This window comes from Pseudomonas sp. Sample_9 (assembly GCF_004307535.1).
Classification (GTDB): domain Bacteria; phylum Pseudomonadota; class Gammaproteobacteria; order Pseudomonadales; family Pseudomonadaceae; genus Aquipseudomonas; species Aquipseudomonas mercuritolerans.
The window spans coordinates 6435-26049 of sequence record NZ_RAZO01000339.1; the positions used below are offsets into that span (position 1 = coordinate 6435).

The window sequence follows — 19615 nt, forward strand, 5'->3', positions numbered from 1 at the left end:
TCAACGTCTGACTGAAATGACGCTTTCGCGAGCAGGCTCGCTCCCACAGTTGATACCGCACATTCTGAAAGGATGCTTATGACCGTTAACTGTTTTGCGCCGATGGAAGCACTGGCGTCAGCGCTACTCTCACATGCACTGGAACCCTCGGATGACGGCGCCCACGACCTCGCCCACCTGCAACGTGTCTGGCATAACGCCCGCACCTTGCATGCAACCGAAGGCGGCGATCTCGAAGTCTTGCTGGCGGCCGTGCTGCTGCACGACTGCGTAGCGGTCGAAAAAAACTCACCATTGCGCGCGCAGGCTTCACGTCTGGCAGCGGACAAGGCTTCTTCCGTGCTGAAGGAAATGGACTGGCCCGACGAGAAAATCAGCAACGTCGCCCACGCCATCGAAGCCCACAGTTTTTCCGCCAACATCACCCCAATTACGCTCGAAGCGAAAATCGTCCAGGACGCCGACCGCCTCGACTCGCTGGGCATGCTCGGCGTTGCCCGAACCTTCTACGTGGCTGGGCGCATGGGCTCGGCGCTGTACGACCCAGAGGATCCCGAAGCGCTTGAGCGCGAGTACGACGACACGCGTTTTTGCCTCGATCATTTCCAGACCAAACTGCTACATCTGGCCGACGGTTTTCAAACGGTGACCGGTCAGCGCTTGGCGCACATTCGTCATCAACGACTGAAGGGTTTCATGGAGCAGTTCAAGGAGGAAATTGGCATCGTCTGAACAGCAGCCACGCGACCCCGGCGAAGACCGTTCGTCGATCATCAGGCACCAATCCGTCACCAGGGCTGACCAACCCAGTGTAAGGATTCCAATCACTGGAGAAGCCCTATGATCCCGTCAAGGTTGACCGCTTTCGTCTTCAGCGCCCTGCTCTGCCCTGCGGTGTTCGCCGCCTCGACCACGGCAGCGGGCACTGGCCCTACCGATCCGACCCCGCCACGCGCGCCTGCTATCAACAGTGCCCCCGGAATGAATACCGATGGCTCCGGTGTGCCGCTGATCAATCAGCCACCCGCCACCGGGACCGACCCGCGCACCCAGGGCAGCGATCCGGGGCGTCAGGGCGGCATGAACACGCCTGACTCTCCTGCCACTGCGCCTGACAATGCCGGCCCCGGTGTCGGCTCGAAAACAACCACCGGTGGCTCCGGTTCCGAAGGTGCCGGTCAGTAGTTCGCCGACGCGAGCGCCCTATTCACTCCCATGAAGAGGTAACCATGAACGTCGACAAAGACCTGGAAAAAGAAGTTCTCACCCGCCTGCTGCACGCCCATCCCAACGGCCTGGGCAAGGAGGTGCTGGACAATTACCGGGGCGAGAAAGTCGTGGCCAGCGCCCTCGCCTCGCTGCAGGATCGCGGGCTGATTCACCATGGTCATGTGACCTTGAGCGAAGCGGGCGAACACTCGCTGAACCTGCCGATCAAGCTCAGCGCGGCTGGCGTAGAAGCCGCACAGAAACTCGATCAGCAATAGTTCCGAAGCCGCTCGCTGCAGGCGTGGCGAGCGGTTGAATCTGCACACAGGAGGAGAAATCCCATGCCTCGTGGAAGCAAAGACAAATACACCAGCGAACAGAAGCGCAAAGCCGAGCACATCGAAGACAGCTACGAGAAAAAGGGCGTGTCGAAAGATGAGGCTGAGGCTCGCGCCTGGGCGACGGTCAACAAACAATCCGGCGGCGGCGAGAAGTCCGGTGGCTCGGGGCGCAAGAAGCCCGCCAGTGCCAAGTCGGAAGATCGCAAAGAGTCATCGCGCCGCGCGGTGGCCAGCCGCAAGGGCCATTCACGCAACAGCGAGACTTCGAAGGATACGCAGACTGTCGATAGCCTGATGAAGGAAGCCCGAGCGAAGAATATTCCGGGGCGCTCGTCGATGCGTAAGCAGGAGTTGATTGAGGCGTTGCGCAAGGCGAGTTAGAACGACCCCCCCTGTAGGAGCTGCCGAAGGCTGCGATCTTTTGCTTTTCAAGATCAAAAGATCGCAGCCTTCGGCAGTTCCTACAGAAGATTTGTGTACGACGTAGATCCAATGTGGGAGCGAGCTTGCTCGCGAAGGCCTCATGTCAGTCGCGGCAGGACTCGCGGATAAACGCATCCACCTCCGCCGTACCCGGCGATGTCGCCGGTCCCCAGCGAGTCACCGCCAGTGCCGCTGCCGCATTGGCCCGCCGCGCCGCTTCCGGCGTTTCCAGCCCCTGCGCCAATCCAGCAACAAACACCCCGGCATGCGCATCACCGGCGCCATTGCTGTCCACTGCTTTGACAGCAAACCCCGGCACTTGTCGGCGCTCGCCACGCTGTTGAATCCAGCAACCCTGCGGCCCGTCGCGCACCACCATCAGCACATTTTCCGGCAGCAATTTCGCAAGACGATCCATCGCCGCGCCAATCTCATCAGCCCCGGTAAACCGCAGCGCTTCGACGCTATTGCTGGTCCACACATCAATGCGTGGCAACAACGTTTGCATCATCGGCGCGTCAGGTGACTCCACCAACGGCCCCGGGTCGAACACCACATTGACCGCCGCAGGCAGCGCCAGCGTCCAGTCGAGCAACGCCTGCGCCTTGCCCTCATGCAGCAGACTGTAACCGCTGAGATAAACGTAATCGCCGGGCTCGACAGCCACGCTGTTCAAATCGTCCTCGGTCACCTCACCTTCAGCGCCGATATAGGAAATGAAACTGCGCTCAGCCGAGGCATCGGTCAGCGCCACACACAGACCGGTATCGCGCTCGGCCGGTTCGCGGATGCCGATGCAGATACCTTCCGCCTGCATCGCTTGGCGCGCCAGGTCACCGAAACGCCCCGTGCCATGGCGACCGAGATAGACCACCGGCAGGCCGTTGCGCACCGCAGCGGCCATCACGTTGAAACCGCCGCCGGCTTCGAAACCCGCCGACTGCGCCAGCACATCGCCGCCAACCTGCGGCAGTTTATCCACGGCCATGACCAGGTCGATGATGACCTGGCCGGTGTGCAACATCTTAGGCATGAGCATTCTCGGGTTGCGCGGCGCGGCGATCTTTCGCACCGCCAAGTACCAGGTAAATGCCACCGGCGACGACGAACGTCACGATCCAGCCGAGGCCGTTGTGGCCCAGCCAAGAGTCGGACAGAAAGCCCTTGAACCAGACATTTTCTGCCGTGGTGCCGATGGTGGTGAAACTGAAACCAAGGACAATGGCGATCGCCCAGGCGCCAAACGCGCGCCACTCGATGCCGCCGCGATACCAATAGGCGCTGCTCGGGCTGACGTCGAGCAGGTCTTTGGGGCTGTAGTAGTGACGGTGAATCAGATCGACCACGAAGATCCCGACCCAGGCAGTGATCGGCACTGCCAGCAGGGAAATGAAGGTAATGAACGGGCCGTAGAAACTGTCGGCGATCAGCATGAAGTAGATCGAGCCGGCGAAGATCGCGACGATATCCACCACTACCGCGTAGACCCGTTTGACCTTCAGGCCCAGGGTCAGCGTGGTCAGGCCGGCGGAGTACACCGACAGGTTGTTCGACAGCAGCAGACCGCCGAACGCGGTGATCAGGTACGGCACGGCCATCCACGTCGGCAGCATGTCGCGGATCGCCACGATCGGATCAGTCGCCGACGCCAGATCATTGTTGCCCACCGACAACAAGCCGCCGAGAGTGATCAACAGCACCAGCGGAATGCCCGCGCCGAACGCCGCCGACGCCACCAGGCGTACAGCCTTGACGCTGCGATGCTGATAGCGCGACATGTCAGCGCCAGCGTTGGCCCAACCGATACCGGTGCCGGCGGCCATGGTGCCAATGCCGATGATCATTGCGCTCAGCGGTGCTGGCGTGGCGTTGAACACCGCACTCCAGTCGATGGTCGCGCAGAGGAAACCACCGACGAGAATGTTCAGCGCGCCGAACACGTACGTCGCCCACTTCTGGATCACCAGCAGGGTCGCGTGGCCGAGGCCGGACACCGACAAGGTCAGCAGGACGAAGATGGCGATAAAGATCAGCGTCAGTATCGGCGCACTTTTCGCCTCGACCGGCGAGCCGAACAGGATCGAACACAGCGACAGCAGCACGAACGCGGCGGTGGTGGTGTTGACGGTTTCCCAACCCAGACGCGACATCAGCGAAACCAGCGTCGGGCCGATGTTGCCGCGCACGCCGAAAATTGCCCGGGACAGCGTCAGACTCGGCGCGCGGCCACGACGCCCGGCAATCGAAATGATCCCGACCACGGCAAACGAACCCGCGGCACCAAGAATCGCGACGATGATCGCCTGCCAGATCGCCAGCCCGCGAAACGCCACCAGCGTGGCGCCCAGCGGCAGGCCGAGGATGGAAATATTCGCCGCAAACCAGACCCAGAACAGTTGCAGCGGATGACCGTTGCACTCCGCCTCCGGCACCGGCTCGATGCCCCGGGTTTCCAATTGCCCGACGCTTTGCCCGGCGGTTGATGAACTCATGAAGATGCTCCTGTTTGCCTTTTTTGTGGTTGTGGCAATGATGCAAAACGACAAGACAACCGGCCTTCCGAGGCCTGTCTGTGCGATCCATTGCTGTGTGAATTCTTTAGAAATGCGCCGCCCCTTTCGCGAGCAGGCTCGCTCCCACAAGGAAATGCATTCCAATTGTGGGAGCGAGCCTGCTCGCGAAGAGGCCAGCCAGTCAACGCAAGGCCAACAGCCCCTGCACCAAAGGCTCAAGCTCCAGCTGATTAACAGCTTTCACCGTCTCGATCATCGCCTGCGGCCAGCACTCAAGGCCCAGGCAAGCCCCGAGCATGGCGCCGAGAATCGCCGCGATGGTATCCGTGTCGCCGCCCAGGCTGGCAGCCATGCATAACGCTTCGAATGCCGTCATTTCACCGATGGCCACTTGCTGGGCCAGGGCGAATGAAACCACCACCGACTCCTGCGAAGCCACCGATGTGCCGATTACGTCGTAGAGCAGATCCGCCAGCAGCGCCTTGTCGCTGTCGACACTGATGCTGCGCGCCCAGCTGATGCGCGAGGCGATGCGCCCGCCGGCCACCCAATGCCCGTGCGCTTCGGCTTGCTGAGCGATCTGCTGGCCAAGGTTCAGCGCCTCGCCGAGATCGACGTCATTGATGCCAGCGGAGACCACCGCCGCCACCGCCGCCGCACTGGAAATCCCCAGCGTGGTGTTATGCGTCACTTGGCAAGCCTGCACGACCGCCGCGATGAAGCGCTGCGGATCGGCCACGTTCGCGGCAATGCCCACCGGGGTGATGCGCATCGCTGCGCCGTTGGTGGTGCCGTAGCGCCCGGCTTCTTCCGGGGAATGCCCGGCGAGGATCATTTCAATGGCGCGTTTGGTCGAGGGGCCGAGCAAGTCCTGCGAGCCCTTGGCCTGCATCTCGGCTTCCCATTCGATCAAGCGCTGGGCGAGAACCGCCGGCTCGATACGGCCGTGACCTTCGACCAATAACTCGCCGACCAGGATCGCCTGCTCGGTGTCATCAGTGATGGAGCCTTTGGGCATGTTCGCGGCGATCGGTTGCAAGGGACCTGCGTCCTGCAGATCAGTGATCTGGCCGAAGCGCGCCTTGATCGTTTCGCGATCAAGCGATTGCGTCGGCATGCCCAGCGCGTCACCCAGGGCCAGACCGTAGAAAGCGCCAAGCGCATGGTTGAGCGCGGTCATTTCGATTCTCCGAATTGCAGGTGCAGACGAAAGTGCACCGGGTCGAGCAGGCTTTCGACCTGCTCCATGAAACGGTTCTGCCGGTCGTAGGTGGTGCGCAGGGCTTTGAGAAACACCGTGCCGACCGGACGGCCGAGCAGCTCGGCGTCTTCGGCATTCAGCGGCTCGGCGCCGATCCACTGATCGCCTCGCTCGCCGATATAGCCGTAGGCGGCCAGGGTGATGGTCAGGGAATTGTCGATCAGACCGACGCGCGGCAGGCTTTCCAGGCCGCCGTTGGCCGGCATCAAGGATCGTTCGAGAGACACCAGCGTACCGTCGGTGGCGCGCCGGCGACGGTCGAGGGTGATGAATTGATCGGTGCCGAAACGCACCAGCAGATCTGGCCGCGTCACCGCTTCGAGACGCAACACTTCGGTATTGATCAGCGCCCCGCTGTCGGCCAGCGCCTGCGCCCAGCCGCTGCGCTGATCCAGCGCGACGCCGTCGAAAGTGACGATGGAACCGACACCGCTCTGCGTGGCGATGTAATTACGCCGCTTCAGTTCGGCCAGCGCCTCACGCAAGGTGCCACGGCTGACCTGGAATTCCTGAGCCAACTGATGTTCGCCGGGCAACAGAAAGCCGTCCTCCATGAGGCCGCTTTCGATGCGTCGGACGAGCTCGTCGACCACCCTTTGTTTCTTGTCGAATCGTACCTGTCTAATCATGTACAAATTGATAACCGAAACGGTGCGTGGCGGGCAACAAAAATTTGAGGGAGGTGACCGATGGGAAGAGCAAAATCAAAAGCCCCTCACCCTAGCCCTCTCCCGGAGGGAGAGGGAACTGATTGGGGAGTGCTCAGGAAATGCGCCGAACTGATGTTGTTTAACGAACCCACAATCGACCCGATCTTTGAGGTCGATGTAGAACGCAAGACACCTCGGTCGGCCCCCTCTCCCTTTGGGAGAGGGCTGGGGTGAGGGGTAGCTTTTGACGTTAGCGTTGTTTCAAGCGGTCAATCACCACAGCCAGCAACAGAATCGAACCCCGAATCACATACTGATAAAACGTATCGATGTTCTTCAGGTTCATCGCGTTCTCGATGATTGCCAGAATCAACACCCCGGCAATCACATGGCGGATCATGCCGATGCCGCCACTCAACGAAACCCCGCCCAGCACGCAAGCCGAGATCACCGTCAGTTCAAAACCCTGACCAATCATCGGCTGCCCGGAAGTCATCCGCGAGGCCAGAATCACACCCGCCAGCGCACCGATCACACCGTGCACGGCGAAGATGATGATCTTGGTCCGGTCGACGTTGACGCCCGCCAGCAGCGCCGCTTCCTGGTTGCCACCGATGGCCATGGTGTTGCGCCCGTAGGTGGTGTAGTTCAGCAGCCAGCCGAAAAACAGGAAGCAGACAATGGTGATCAGGATCGGCACCGGCACACCGAACAGCTGGCCGTTACCGAAGACGAAGAACGATTCCTGCGACACACCGACCGCTTTGCCGTTGGCAAAGATATAGGCCAGGCCGCGCACGATCTGCATGGTCGCCAGCGTTGTGATCAGGGCATTGACGCGCAACTTGGCAATCACGATGCCGTTGATCAAACCAACGATCAGGCCCATCACCAATGCCGCGCTGACCCCGAGAAATACACTGTTGGTGTCACGCATCACCACCGCCGCGACCACGCCGGCACAGGCGATCACTGAGCCGACCGAGAGGTCGAAGTGCCCGGATGCCAGGCAATAAAGCATGGTGCACGCGGCGATACCGGTGGTGGAAATCGCCAGGCCCAGACCGCGCATGTTCAGCGGCGAGAGGAAGTTGTCGATCAGCAGCGTGCAGGCGACGAAGATGCCGATCGCCGCCAGCAGCATGACCCAGTCATCAAGGAAGCGCCGCATGTCCAGCGGTTTGCGCTCGGTCGGCAGGGTTTCGTTTTGCGTAGTCATCATAGTCACCTCTCAGTTCGCCACGCCGTCAGCGCGGTGGCGTGGCAAAGCCAGTTGCAGCAGGTTGGATTCATTGGCCTGGTCGCGGCTGACTTCGCCGCGCAGGGCGCCTTCGCACAGCACCAGGATGCGGTCGGAAATGCCCATCACTTCCATCAGATCGCTGGACACCACGATCACCGAAATGCCGTCGGCGGCGAGGTTATGAATGATCTGGTAGATCTCGGCCTTGGCGCCGATATCGATGCCACGGGTCGGTTCGTCGAGCAGCAGGACTTTCATCGGCATCGACAGCCAGCGACCGAGAATGGCCTTCTGCTGATTGCCGCCGGAAAGGAATTTGATCTGCTGGCCGGCGTGCGGGGTTTTCACTTTCAGGGCCTTGATCTGCTTGTCGGCGTTGCCCTTTTCCCACAAGCCGCGAATCAGGCAGCCGAGCCCGGAATGCGCACCACGGGCACTGATATTGATGTTCTCGGCAACGCTGGCCAGGGGGATGATGCCTTCCTTCTTGCGGTCTTCAGGACAGAGCAGAATGCCGGCGGCAATCGCGTCACGGGGCGAGCGCAGTTTCAGCTCATGACCGCGCAATTCGAGACGGCCGGCGGTGTTGCGTTCCAGGCCGCTGAGCAGGCGAAACAGCTCGGTGCGCCCTGCCCCGACCAGCCCGAACAGGCCAAGGATTTCGCCCTTGTGCGCTTCGAAACTGATCGGCTCGCGCAGGCCCGGGCCGAGCAAACCATCGACCTTCAACGCCACGGCGCCACGCGGGCGATGGCGGTAATCGTAGATGTCCTGAATGTCGCGACCGACCATGCAGGTCACCAGTTGATCGTGGGTCAACTGGCTCATGTCCTCAAAGGTACGCACGTAGCGGCCGTCCTTGAACACGGTGACGGCGTCGCAAATGCGGAAGACTTCTTCCATGCGATGGGACACGTAGAGCACCACTTTGCCTTCGTCGCGCAGACGCCCGATGATCGCCATCAAGCGATCGATCTCGCGTGCCGATAGGCTGCTGGTCGGTTCGTCGAAAGCGATAACGTGTGCGCCGCGCGACAGCGCCTTGGCGATTTCCACCAATTGCCGCTGGCCGAGGGACAAGCGTCCGACCTTGGTTTGCGGATCGATTTCGTCGGCCAGGCCTTTCAGGCAACTCAAGGCTTTCTGCCGCAGTTCACTGCGGTTGATCAAACCGAAACTGGCCGGCAGATGACCGAGAAACAGGTTTTCGGCCACGGTCATTTCCGGGACCAGATGCAGTTCCTGGTGAATCACCGCCACGCCGCTGCCAATGCTGTCAGCGGTGGACTTGAACGCCATCGCCTGCTCGCCGATCTGCAGCTCGCCGCTGCTCGGAATGTAAGCGCCACCGAGGATCTTCAGCAGGGTCGATTTGCCCGCGCCGTTCTCGCCCATCAAGGCATGAACCTGGCCGGGGTGGGCGACGAAGCTGATGCCGTCGAGCGCTTTCACGCCGGGAAAGGTCTTGCCGATCCCGTTGAAGCGCAGGCTGCCGCTGGCGCCGTGTTGTTCTTGTGTCTGTACTTGCGCGTGCATAAAGCCACCTCTTCACACCGAAAAACGGCCCGGCTGCCCGGGCCGTCGCTCCCTCAGTTCCACAAGCCGATTTTTTCCAGCTCTTGCTTGAAGTTTTCGCGGGTGATCAGGGTGACGTCATCCATGGCGGTGTACTTCGGCGGCTCTTTGCCAGCGGTGATCCACTCGTACATCATCTCGGCGGTCTTGTAGCCCTCGATGTGCGGGCTTGGCAGCATCGAACCGAAGAAGCCGCTGTTAGGCTTTTTCAATTCGCCGATGGCGTCGGTGCCGTTGATGCCGATGCCGATCACGTTGCTCGCGGCAAAACCGGCCGCTTCGGTGGCGCGCACGCCACCGAGCACGGTGTTGTCGTTCATGCCGCCGATGATCAGGTTTTTCGCCGCGCTCGGCAGTTTCACCAGCGCCGAGTTAGTGGCGTCCATGCTGCCCGGTACGTCGAGGGTTTTCAGCGCGGCGAAGAGGATGTGGTCCTCCGGCATGCCGGCCTTCTTCAGGGCATCGACCGAACCGTCGGTGCGCTTCTTGCCGGTGTCGAGTTCGTTGTAGGTGTTGACCACCGCGTAGGTGTCTTTCCAGTCCCAGTTGCGCTTCTTCGCTTCGGCGGCCATGGCGGCGCCCTGCTTCTGGCCGACTTCGAACGCGGCCATACCCAGGTACGGCACGTCTTCCATGAATTTGCCGTTGGCGTCGACAAAACGGTCGTCGACGGCAATCACTTTCAGATCGTTGATCTTGGCTTTGGCCATGATGGCCGGGCCGAGGGACACGTCCGGCGGGCAGATCACAAAACCCTTGGCGCCGTTGGCGGCCAGACTATCGATGGCCGAGAGGGTCTTCTCGCCATCCGGTACGGCAATCTTGATCAGTTCAAAGCCTTTGTCCTTGGCGGCTTTTTCGGCAAAAGCCCATTCGGTCTGGAACCACGGTTCTTCGGCCTGCTTGACCAGAAAACCGATCTTCACCGCGTCGGCGGCGAGCAGCGCACTGCTCAGGCTGAACGCAGTGACCGCCAGGGCAGTGCTGCACAGGGTACGAATCCCGAAACGACGTTTCATCAGATGACTCCTTGTTATTTTTTTTGAGCAAGGTTTGAAAAGCGTTGAAGCGTGTTCTCAGTGAAGCTGTTTGAAAATAGTCATATCGTATGATGATTGGATTTCAAGCGTAGTTCAGCGCTGGAAATCCGTTTTATTCAGTCGTGGTACATCACCGAGCGGCCACCATCGATGGTGATGCACGAAGCGTTGATAAACGGTGCCTCATCGCTGGCCAGAAATACCGCCGTCATTGCCACTTCGATCGGCTGGCCGATGCGCTTGGGCGGATGCAGGTCGAAGGCGCGCTGCCGTTCGGCGTGTGGGTCGGCAAAGCCGTTCCAGTAATCGACGTTCAGCTGCGTTTCGATGTAGCCCGGCGCGATGGCGTTGACGCGAATGCCCTTGGCCGCGTATTCGATGCCGAGTGCACGGGTCAGGCCGAGCAAGCCGTGCTTGGCTACCGGGTACGGAAAGCAGCCGGGAATGATGTGGCTGGAATGAGTCGAGGCGATGTTGATGATGCTGCCCACGCCCTGCTCGATCATCTGCGGCAGCACGGCTTTGCAACCATACCAGGCGCCGTCCAGATCGATGGCAAAGCAGCGGCGCCAGTCCTCTTCGGTCATCTGCAAAGGATCGCGGAACACATTGACCCCGGCACAGTTGACCAACACATCGATGCGGCCATGCAATTCCACGGCGCGTCGGGCCAGGGCATGCAGATCCTGCTGATTCGATACGTCGACCTTGAGCGCCTGTACGTCATGGCCCTGATCGCGCCAGTGAGCGGCGACCTGCTCGACCTTGTCGGCCTGGATATCGCTGATGAGTAATCTGGCTTGCTGCGAGGCGAACGCGGCAACGATGGCTTCGCCGATGCCCTGAGCGGCCCCGGTCAGCAGCACGACCTTGTTTTTCAGGCGCTCGCCTTTCGGCGGCGCCGGCATTTGCGGCAATGTCAGCGCTTCAGCCATGGCTCAGGCCTCCTGCACGCAGGCGCAAAAAAACCGGGCATCGGTCGATGTCCGGTTCTGACGGCTGGGGAAAACAAACAGGCAAGCGTCGCCGCCGGCATCAAGCCGTGACGAAAGGCGGATCCCGCTTGCGCGGGCGAGAAGAATTCGCTGCATCACTTCACCTGTTTTGTTCTTTTTAAGTGTGAGTGCGTGTTACTGCTGGAGCCGACTATAAACCCGACCGCCAAATAATCTCAATATATAATTTTGCATCCCATATTTTGGGATCTAACCAGCAAAACGCGTACAGAGTTTTCCTGCAACATCGACGCGCATGCTCAGCACCGCGCCATCCAATGGATGATTCAGTGGACTCTTCGCGCTGGTGATGAACAGGGTTTTCAGGTCTTCGCCACCGAAAACGCAACTGGTCGGGCGACTGACCGGCAGATCGATCTTGCGGTCCACCTGCCCGTCCGGCGTCAGGCGCAGCAGGCAACTGCCGTCCCAACGTGCATTCCACACGTAGCCTTCGGCGTCCATCGCAGAGCCATCGGGACCACCGTGTTGATCGGACGAGTAAAACACCTGCGGCGCATCAAGACTGCCGTCGGTGCGGATGAAATATCGATTGAGCGTGCTGTCGAGACTTTCAGCAAACAACAGCGTGGTGCCGTCGTCGCTCCACAACAAGGTATTGGGAATGCCCAGACCGAGCAACAGCGGTGTCACGCGCTGATCGGGATCGATACGGAACAGGCCACCGGAACGGCGCACCAGCGGCAGATCCTCGCCGTGCTCGCCGATGTTGTTCTGCATGGTGCCCAACCACAACCGGCCCAAGGCATCGCAACGGGCTTCGTTGGGGCGGTTGCCCGGTTGCGGGTCGGCGACGCAGAACAGTGTCAAGCGTGGCTCAAGCCCGGGCGAATCGAGATCCAGCCGATAGACACCGCTGCTCAACGTCACCAGTGCATCGCCGCTGGCGCAAGGAATGAAGGCGGAGATGTGCTCGGGCATCTGCCAGATCTGCACGTTCTGACCGATCAGGCGCAACGCTTGTTTACCGGCGATATCGACCCAGTACAACGCTTGGGTCGGCGCATCCCAGAACGGGCCTTCGCCGAGTTGCGCGCGGTGTTGGGTCAGGGCGGTGAACGGCATATCAAGTCCTTCTGAGTTGTTGTTTTACTGTGGGAGCGAGCTTGCTCGCGAAGGCGGAGTGTCAGTCAATGATGATTTATCTGACCTGACGCATTCGCGAGCAAGCTCGCTCCCACAGGATGTCTCGACATTTTCAGCTAGCTTTTCTACTGGCCATGACTTTCGGATAAAAGCGTTTTATCGCCAGATCGGCGTTGTCGATCAAGGTCATGCACGCCCACACGCCACGGGTCGAATCGCGCGCGGCGATGGCATCGGCCATGTCTTTATGGATCGGCAAGGTGCGGCGCAGTTCATCGGGGTCGGCGGCGGAGACTTCGAACGACACCGCCAGCAACGCGCCGAGGGCCGGGACCATTTGTTCGATGAACTGATTATGGCTGGCGGCCAGGATGCATTCGTGGAAAGCCTGGTCGGCACGGTTGTAATCGATGCCACTGTCAACGGCACGTTCCAGTGCGTTGAAAGCCAATTGCACCGCTTCGATCTGCTCCGGCGTTGCGCGCTCACAGGCCCAGCGCACCGCCATCGGCTCGATGGTGCGGCGCAAATCCAGCAGGTCATCGACGAAGTTTTCCGGCAAGCCGTTGCGCGATAGCCAACCGACCACTTGCGGATCGAACAGATTCCAGCGCCGGACCGGCAACACTCGCGTGCCGACTTTCGGCCCGACTTCGAGCATGCCTTTGGCGACGAGGGTTTTGATCGCTTCGCGAATCACCGTGCGGCTGACACCAAGCTGCTCGCCCAGATCCGCCTCGACCTTGATGGTCTGCCCCGGCTTGACCTGACCGGCAGCAATCCAGCTGCCCAGCCAGTCAACGGTCGACGCATGAAAGCTGCTGGACATGAACACCTCAAGGCGAATCGCGATGGGTGCCTACGCTAATCATCATACGATTAACAGTCAATCGGATTTTTTCAGCTTGCACAAACCATTGTGGGAGCGAGCCTGCTCGCGAAAGCGCCGTGTCAGTCAACATTGCTGGCGACTGATACACCGCGTTCGCGAGCAGGCTCGCTCCCACATTTTGATGTTGAGTCAGGGCTCCAGGCCGATGCGAAAGAATTCGCCGCCACTCCACACGCCCAACCAGCGCTGACCATCGATCTCGCGGCTCACCGCCAGTTCCACCAACTGGTAAAACACATTGCGGTGAATCAGCGCTTCAAGGTTGCTGCGCACATGCACATAGGGCGCAGGCTCCTGGGTCTCAGGATCGATCTCCACGCGGATGGGATGTTCAGCCCCCGCCTCGATGGTCTCCTCGACGTTGCTGGTAAAGCGCAAAACCTGCGCCTCGCCCTCGCCCTCGCCTTGCACTTCCAGGGCAACCGCTACGAACGGCGCATCATCGACCTTGATCCCGACCTTCTCGACCGGGGTGATCAGGAAGTAATCATCGCCGTCGCGGCGGATGATGGTGGAGAACAGTTTGACCATCGGCTTGCGCCCGATCGGCGTACCCAGGTAGTACCAGGTGCCGTCGCGGGCAATGCGCATGTCGATGTCACCGCAGAAATCCGGGTTCCACAAATGCACCGGTGGCAGGCCTTTGGTCTTGGGGATCTGCCCCAGCAGGTCATTGGCTGTTTGCGGGTCACTCATGGCGTACTCCTTGATTACTGGTCGCCGATCCCCAGCAGGCTGCGTGCGTATTGCGCCAGCGGCGGACCGATGAGGTCTTCGGGTTTGGAGTCATGGAACGTCAGTAAACCGCCACGACTCTTGATCCGTGCAGTATCAATCAAATACTGGGTGCTGGTCTCGATCAACATGATCTGAATCACGCCGCCGTCGATACCGAGGCGATCCACGGCTTCCTGGTCCAGCCACTCATCGGAGTTGCCGATGCGGTCGTCAGCCTTGGCGAAACGTGTGTAGAGCAGGTAATGCGCGCCGGCATCACGGGCTTCGCCCATGGCTTGGTCGAGGCCTTCCGGCGCACGGGCGCGGCGGACCATCGGGAAATATTCGACAAAGCCCTTGAAGGCTTCTTCGGCGACCACGTTCGGCCGTGGATAGGAACCACCCGGCGGTGCGAACGCGCCCTGGGCGATGAAGATGAACGAGTCCGGCTGGATGCGGATATTGTTCACCCGGCGGCTGTCGCTGTGGTCCAGAAGCCCCGCATCGCTCATGTGATAGCGAGTGCCTTCGGCCATATCGCTGACATTCATGCAGCCGCCAAGCGCCAAAACGGCCAGCAGCAAAACCAGGCTACGCATCCTATTCCTCCAGAAGCCGGTGTCGGAAAACCGGCGAATGGCCGTTGGATGCAGCTTTTGCGCCAGCTCGGCAAATTCAGTAAAAGGCTTTCCCCTGTGGGAGCGAGCCTGCTCGCGAAAGCGGCCGATCAGCCGCCAATAATCTTCATGACAGTAGCGCCGCCAGAGAACGCCACCTCCTGCTTGTCACCCAACGCCTTGACCAGCAAACGTTGCAGCGCTGGCAATGCCTGATGGCGCGGCTTGTCGAGCAGATCGCCGACATAGTGGCGGTTGCTCGACGACAGGCAGCCATGCAGCCAACCGGTCGATGACAGGCGCAAACGCGAGCAGGTGCGGCAGAACGGCACGCTTTCGTTGGCGATCACCCCGAAATTGCCGCGACCGGGAATCGCATAGCGCACGGCAGTGGCGTCCACCGGTGCGTCGGTCTGGGCGTATTCATAACGTTCGCCGATCAGGCCGAGCAACTTCTCAAGGCTGACGAACTGCTGCAGGAAGGCATTGGAATCCTTAGCCAGGTGGCCCATGCGCATCAGCTCGATGAAACGCAGTTCGAAGCCGCGCTCCAGACAGTAATCAAGCAGCGGCATGACCTGATCGAGGTTCTGCCCGCGCAACGGCACCATGTTGACCTTGATCTTCATCCCGGCGGCGGCAGCCTGATCCATGCCATCGAGCACGCTGGCCAGATCGCCGCCACGGGCGATGCTGCGAAAAGCAGCGGCATCGAGGGTATCGAGGGAAACGTTGATCCGGCGCAGACCGGCATCGACCAGCAGCGGCAGTTTTTTCGCGAGGAGTTGACCGTTGGTGGTCAGGCTGATGTCGTCGAGGCCCATCTGGCCGACGGCAGTCATGAACGATTCGAGTTTGGGGCTGACCAGTGGCTCGCCGCCGGTGATGCGCAGGCGCTCGATGCCGGCGGCTTCGATCAGGTATTCGACGCCGCGTGCCATGGCTTCGGCCGACAGTTCATCCTGCGCAGCGACCAACCGCTTGCCGTTGGGCACGCAGTAGGTACAGGCGTAATTGCAGGCAGAGGTCAGGCTGATGCGCAGATTGCGAAAACGCCTGCCTTGACGGTCAACGATCATGAAACACTCCGGCGAAAGAAAATCGAGCGAGCAAAACTTGACTGAGAAATCAGGTTTTAGCAAGCCCTATGCCTGAGTATATTCCTGCGCTATTGCGCCATGTTGTGAAAACACGGCGCAATCAGCCCGCTGAATGACTTATGTGCTCGGGGTTTCCGGGTCGCGCTTGCGCTTGTTGCCCATGCGCACGCCGATGTCCATCAGGAACTGGAAGAAGCCTTCCTGATCTTCCAGCACATTGCTCCAGAACGGCGAGTGATACAGCGCCACCGCGCCGTGCACCAACGCCCAGGATGCGCAGTAGTGGAAGTACGGCGGCACGTCTTCGAGCTTGCCTTCGCTGATGCGACCCTTGATCAGCAGCGTCAGGCGTTCGAAGTTCGAGGCACGGATCTTGTGCAGCTCCTCGACCATCTCCGGCACCTGATTGCCCTTGACCACTTTCTCTTCGAGGCGGTCGAACAGGCGATAGCGCTGCGGGTCGCGCATGCGGAATTCGAAGTAGGCGCGCGACAGAGCTTCCTTGTCCTTGTCGACATCCGCCGAATGCAGCAGCTCGTTCAGATCGCGCTCGTAGTCGAGCATCAGGCGCAAGTAGATCTCCGCCTTGGATTTGAAGTGCTTGTAGATCGTGCCTTTGCCGATACCCACGGCATCAGCAATCATCTCGACGGTGACACTGTCTTCACCCTGGTCGAGGAACAGCTTGAGCGCGGTATCGAGAATTTCCTGCTCGCGGCGACGAAATTCACGGACCTTACGAGGTTCTTTATGCATAAGAAAAAGGTCTGAAGGGTCAAAATTCGAAGCCGCGTATTATGCCTAACTTGCGCAAAAAAGCACGGTTCATCGACCAAATCTGTGTTTCTTGTTCATTTCGAGAACGATTCAGGTGCAATGAGAACTCAACTGAAGCAAACGTATTCCAAATTTGTTTAAAAACCCCGACCGGCTCACTGGACTGCACGCCAGACTGATCAATACTTGAACTGTCGGGCGACATCTCCCCCAAGTGTCGTGCCGGTAAAGGTACCAACGGACCGCGTGCCTTTGTTTTACTCCTAATGGTCTTAACCCGGATTCACCCCCCAGAACCCGGGTTTTTTTTGCCTGCGATTTGGCCTGCCGTCACAGCGCAGATTTAACACTCGCCAGCGGGAACAGACGCTTAAAGTTCTCTGTGGTCTGCTCGGCAAAGCGCTCGTAGTTCTCACCACGCAGCATCGCCAGAAACTCCGCCACTTCGCGCACGTACTGGGGCAGGTTCGGCTTGCCGCGATACGGGATCGGCGCCAGATACGGCGAGTCGGTTTCCACCAGCAGGCGATCGGCCGGCACTTTGCTCGCCACATCACGCAAGGCGTCGGCATTGCGGAACGTGACAATGCCCGACAGGGAAATGTAATAGCCCATGTCCAGCGCCGCTTTGGCCATGTCCCAGTCTTCGGTGAAGCAATGCAACACACCCGCCTGGGGCAACGCCGCTTCGCGCAGCAGTTCGAGGGTGTCGGCACGGGCGCCACGGGTGTGGATGATCACCGGTTTGCCGGTCTGCTGCGCCGCTTGCAGGTGCAGGCGAAACGACTCTTGCTGCAACTCGGCGGCTTCCGGCTCGTAGTGATAGTCGAGGCCGGTTTCGCCGATCGCCACCACTTTCGGGTGATCGAGTTCGTGCAGCAGCCAGTCCAGCGCTGGTGCCGCGCCCGGCTGCACATCCAGCGGATGCACACCGACCGAGCAATCGACATCGGCATAACGCTCGGCGAGAGCTTTGACGTCGGCGGCGTTGTCGGCACTGACGCCGATGCACAGAAAATGTCCGACCCCACGCTCGCGGGCCGCAGCGAGTGCGGCATCCAGCGAGCCGCCATGGGCGGCGAGGTCGAGACGATCAAGGTGACAATGGGAATCTACGAGCATAAAAAGGACTGCAACTTACATCGTATGAGTGGGACGGTCGGATTTCAGCGCTCCGGCCAGATGAGTTTCGATGCGACTGCGCGCAGTGTCGTCGCCGTCATTGAACTGCACGCCGACACCGGCGGCGCGATTGCCTTGTGCACCTTTCGGGGTGATCCAGGCGACTTTGCCGGCGACCGGAATTTTCTCCGCTTCGTCCATCAGGTGCAAAAGCATGAACACCTCGTCGCCCAACCGGTAGCTTTTGTTGGTCGGGATGAACAGGCCACCATTCTTGATGAACGGCATGTAGGCGGCGTAAAGGACCGACTTGTCCTTGATGGTCAGGGACAAAATGCCGTTACGCGGCCCCGGGCTGACAGGTTCAATCATGTTCACCTCCACTGCTGATCTTCAGAGTCTAGGTACACATTCTTATCTTTGACCAGGCAATCCCACCCATTGCACCAACAATGCTTCCAGCAACAGGGCCGGATTGAGGTTGGCCTTGCTCAACACTTTCTGCCGTTGGGCGAGAATCCAGTCCTGAATATCCAGCACTTTGCCCTGCGCGCTTTTCTGCGCCAGGTACTGCACGACCTTGCGCATATCTGCCAGGCCGAGGCCGGTTTCGTCCTGAGTCAGTTGATAGCGCAGGATCAGGCTCGACCATTCGCAGAACCAGTCGAACAGACGCAACATCGGAATGCTTTTCCACTCTTCCGCCAGTTGCGTCGGCGATTGCTGGCCCTTGAGCAACTTCTTCACGCCTTCGACAACTTGCGCGCGCTGTTCACGCACACCTTGCGATTGCAGGCTGACGGCCATCAGCGGCGACCCGGCGGCCAGCGTCAGCAGTTCGACGCGTTCTTCTTCCGAGCAATCCGGCAGCGCCTGGGCCAGCCATTGCAGGCTCATCGCCTCGCCCGGCAGCGGGCAGGCCTGCTGCACGCAACGGCTCTTGATGGTTGGCAACAAACGGCTCGGCTGGTGGCTGACCAACAGCAGCACCGTATCGCCGGACGGCTCTTCAAGGCTTTTGAGCAAGGCGTTGGCAGCGTTGATGTTCATCGACTCGACCGGCTCGATCAACACCACCTTGCGCCCGCCGAGCTGCGCGGTCTGCACGACGAAACTGACCAGATCACGAACCTGATCGACCTTGATCGCCTTGTCCGCCTCTTCCGGTTCGAGAATATAATTGTCCGGATGGCTGCCGGCCCTGAGCAGGAGGCAGGATTTGCACTCGCCACACGCCTCGGGCGTCGGGCGCTGACACAGCAGACTGGCCATCAAACGCTCGGCGAGCGCACGCTTGCCGATCCCGGCCGGACCGTGCAGCAGATACGCGTGGGCATGCTGACTGCGTCCGGCCAGTTGCTGCCAGAGGCTGTCCTGCCATGGATAGGCCTCAGCCACGGGCCAGCTCCAGCAAATTCGGCAGCAAGGTGTCCAGCGATTGCTGGACCTTGGCCAATGGCTGACCGGCATCGATGCGCACGTAACGCGACGGGTCGGCTTCGGCGCGCTTCAGGAACGCATTGCGCACGTTCTCGAAAAACGCCCGGCCTTCGAGTTCGAAACGGTCCAGTCGGCCACGGGCACTGGCGCGGGCCAGACCGATCTCTACGGGCAGATCGAAAATAAGTGTCAAATCGGGCCGCAAGTCGCCCTGCACGAAAATTTCCAGGGTGGCGATGCGCTCAAGCGACAAACCGCGACCGCCGCCCTGGTAGGCGTATGTCGAGTCGGTGAAACGATCGCACAGCACCACAGCGCCACGGGCCAGCGCCGGACGAATCACCTCTGCCAGATGCTGGGCGCGTGCGGCGAACACCAGCAGCAGCTCGGCATCCGGATGCATCACTTCGTCGGCCGGGGTCAGCAATACGTCACGAATCCGCTCGGCCAGCGGCGTACCGCCAGGCTCACGGGTGAGCAGCACTTCGATACCGGCGGCGCGCAGGCGCTCGGCGAGGTATTCGCGGTTGGTGCTCTTGCCCGCGCCTTCCGGGCCTTCCAGGGTAATAAACAAGCCAGTCACAGGCAGTCCT

Annotated in this window: 23 protein-coding genes; 4 read left to right on the forward strand and 19 right to left on the reverse strand. The window is 60.4% G+C overall.

Annotated features, from left to right (window positions below; all coding sequences use genetic code 11):
- The first annotated feature begins 78 nt into the window (after window positions 1-78).
- The 4 genes from D6877_RS19355 to D6877_RS19370 all read left to right on the forward strand — a co-directional run bounded on the left by D6877_RS19355 (window position 79) and on the right by D6877_RS19370 (window position 1931).
- Window positions 79-732, forward strand: a complete 654-nt coding sequence (locus D6877_RS19355; RefSeq protein WP_130911803.1) for an HD domain-containing protein — start codon at window positions 79-81, stop codon at window positions 730-732.
- Between the two features lie 108 nt (window positions 733-840).
- Window positions 841-1185, forward strand: a complete 345-nt coding sequence (locus tag D6877_RS19360; RefSeq protein ID WP_130911804.1) for a hypothetical protein — start codon at window positions 841-843, stop codon at window positions 1183-1185.
- Between the two features lie 44 nt (window positions 1186-1229).
- Window positions 1230-1487: a hypothetical protein gene (locus D6877_RS19365; RefSeq protein ID WP_130911805.1), complete on the forward strand. Its 258-nt coding sequence runs from the start codon at window positions 1230-1232 to the stop codon at window positions 1485-1487.
- 63 nt (window positions 1488-1550) lie between these two features.
- The gene (locus tag D6877_RS19370; RefSeq protein ID WP_071173202.1) at window positions 1551-1931 is read left to right on the forward strand and encodes a Rho termination factor N-terminal domain-containing protein; all 381 of its coding nucleotides are present in this window, start codon (window positions 1551-1553) and stop codon (window positions 1929-1931) included.
- A 145-nt stretch (window positions 1932-2076) separates the two neighbouring features.
- Here the strand turns inward: D6877_RS19370 and D6877_RS19375 are convergent, their stop codons facing one another.
- The 19 genes from D6877_RS19375 to tmk all read right to left on the reverse strand — a co-directional run bounded on the left by D6877_RS19375 (window position 2077) and on the right by tmk (window position 19605).
- Window positions 2077-3006, reverse strand: a complete 930-nt coding sequence (locus D6877_RS19375; protein ID WP_130911806.1) for a PfkB family carbohydrate kinase — start codon at window positions 3004-3006, stop codon at window positions 2077-2079.
- On the reverse strand, window positions 2999-4465 hold the full coding sequence (locus D6877_RS19380; protein ID WP_024013910.1) for a cytosine permease: 1467 nt from the start codon (window positions 4463-4465) through the stop codon (window positions 2999-3001). Before D6877_RS19380 ends, D6877_RS19375 begins: the two co-directional genes overlap by 8 nt.
- 202 nt (window positions 4466-4667) lie before the next feature.
- Window positions 4668-5666 carry an ADP-ribosylglycohydrolase family protein gene (locus tag D6877_RS19385; protein WP_130911807.1) on the reverse strand — a complete coding sequence of 333 codons (999 nt, stop codon included), beginning with the start codon at window positions 5664-5666 and terminating at the stop codon, window positions 4668-4670.
- Window positions 5663-6376, reverse strand: a complete 714-nt coding sequence (locus D6877_RS19390; protein ID WP_016770970.1) for a GntR family transcriptional regulator — start codon at window positions 6374-6376, stop codon at window positions 5663-5665. The genes D6877_RS19385 and D6877_RS19390 overlap by 4 nt, the downstream gene beginning before the upstream one ends.
- A 271-nt stretch (window positions 6377-6647) precedes the next feature.
- Window positions 6648-7616 (reverse strand): L-arabinose ABC transporter permease AraH, encoded by a 969-nt coding sequence (gene araH, locus D6877_RS19395; RefSeq protein ID WP_042610738.1) that lies wholly within the window; start codon window positions 7614-7616, stop codon window positions 6648-6650.
- Window positions 7617-7628: 12 nt separating this feature from the next.
- Window positions 7629-9176: an L-arabinose ABC transporter ATP-binding protein AraG gene (gene araG, locus D6877_RS19400; protein ID WP_130911808.1), complete on the reverse strand. Its 1548-nt coding sequence runs from the start codon at window positions 9174-9176 to the stop codon at window positions 7629-7631.
- Between the two features lie 53 nt (window positions 9177-9229).
- Window positions 9230-10234 (reverse strand): substrate-binding domain-containing protein, encoded by a 1005-nt coding sequence (locus D6877_RS19405; RefSeq protein ID WP_016770973.1) that lies wholly within the window; start codon window positions 10232-10234, stop codon window positions 9230-9232.
- Window positions 10235-10371: 137 nt separating this feature from the next.
- Entirely contained in the window at window positions 10372-11190 is an 819-nt protein-coding gene (locus tag D6877_RS19410) for an SDR family oxidoreductase (RefSeq protein WP_130911809.1), read from the reverse strand.
- Between the two features lie 3 nt (window positions 11191-11193).
- Window positions 11194-11346 carry a hypothetical protein gene (locus tag D6877_RS29435; protein WP_178083716.1) on the reverse strand — a complete coding sequence of 51 codons (153 nt, stop codon included), beginning with the start codon at window positions 11344-11346 and terminating at the stop codon, window positions 11194-11196.
- 114 nt (window positions 11347-11460) lie between these two features.
- Window positions 11461-12336 carry an SMP-30/gluconolactonase/LRE family protein gene (locus tag D6877_RS19415; protein WP_125917281.1) on the reverse strand — a complete coding sequence of 292 codons (876 nt, stop codon included), beginning with the start codon at window positions 12334-12336 and terminating at the stop codon, window positions 11461-11463.
- A gap of 133 nt (window positions 12337-12469) precedes the next feature.
- Window positions 12470-13186, reverse strand: a complete 717-nt coding sequence (locus D6877_RS19420) for a FadR/GntR family transcriptional regulator (protein WP_016770977.1) — start codon at window positions 13184-13186, stop codon at window positions 12470-12472.
- Window positions 13187-13378: 192 nt separating this feature from the next.
- Window positions 13379-13945, reverse strand: a complete 567-nt coding sequence (locus D6877_RS19430) for a DUF1285 domain-containing protein (RefSeq protein ID WP_130911810.1) — start codon at window positions 13943-13945, stop codon at window positions 13379-13381.
- Between the two features lie 14 nt (window positions 13946-13959).
- Entirely contained in the window at window positions 13960-14565 is a 606-nt protein-coding gene (locus D6877_RS19435; protein WP_024013915.1) for a DUF4823 domain-containing protein, read from the reverse strand.
- A gap of 128 nt (window positions 14566-14693) precedes the next feature.
- A complete protein-coding gene (locus D6877_RS19440) occupies window positions 14694-15662 on the reverse strand; it encodes a radical SAM protein (RefSeq protein WP_130911811.1) in 969 nt (322 codons plus the stop codon).
- A gap of 138 nt (window positions 15663-15800) precedes the next feature.
- A complete protein-coding gene (locus D6877_RS19445; RefSeq protein WP_016770981.1) occupies window positions 15801-16439 on the reverse strand; it encodes a TetR/AcrR family transcriptional regulator in 639 nt (212 codons plus the stop codon).
- Window positions 16440-16790: 351 nt separating this feature from the next.
- Entirely contained in the window at window positions 16791-17582 is a 792-nt protein-coding gene (locus tag D6877_RS19450; RefSeq protein WP_130911812.1) for a TatD family hydrolase, read from the reverse strand.
- Window positions 17583-17597: 15 nt separating this feature from the next.
- Window positions 17598-17954, reverse strand: coding sequence for a PilZ domain-containing protein (locus tag D6877_RS19455; protein WP_016770983.1), 357 nt, complete (start codon window positions 17952-17954; stop codon window positions 17598-17600).
- 42 nt (window positions 17955-17996) lie between these two features.
- Window positions 17997-18980 (reverse strand): DNA polymerase III subunit delta', encoded by a 984-nt coding sequence (locus tag D6877_RS19460; protein WP_130911813.1) that lies wholly within the window; start codon window positions 18978-18980, stop codon window positions 17997-17999.
- Complete coding sequence (gene tmk / locus D6877_RS19465; protein ID WP_130911814.1) at window positions 18973-19605, reverse strand: dTMP kinase; 633 nt, start codon at window positions 19603-19605, stop codon at window positions 18973-18975. Before tmk ends, D6877_RS19460 begins: the two co-directional genes overlap by 8 nt.
- Window positions 19606-19615 lie beyond the last annotated feature (10 nt).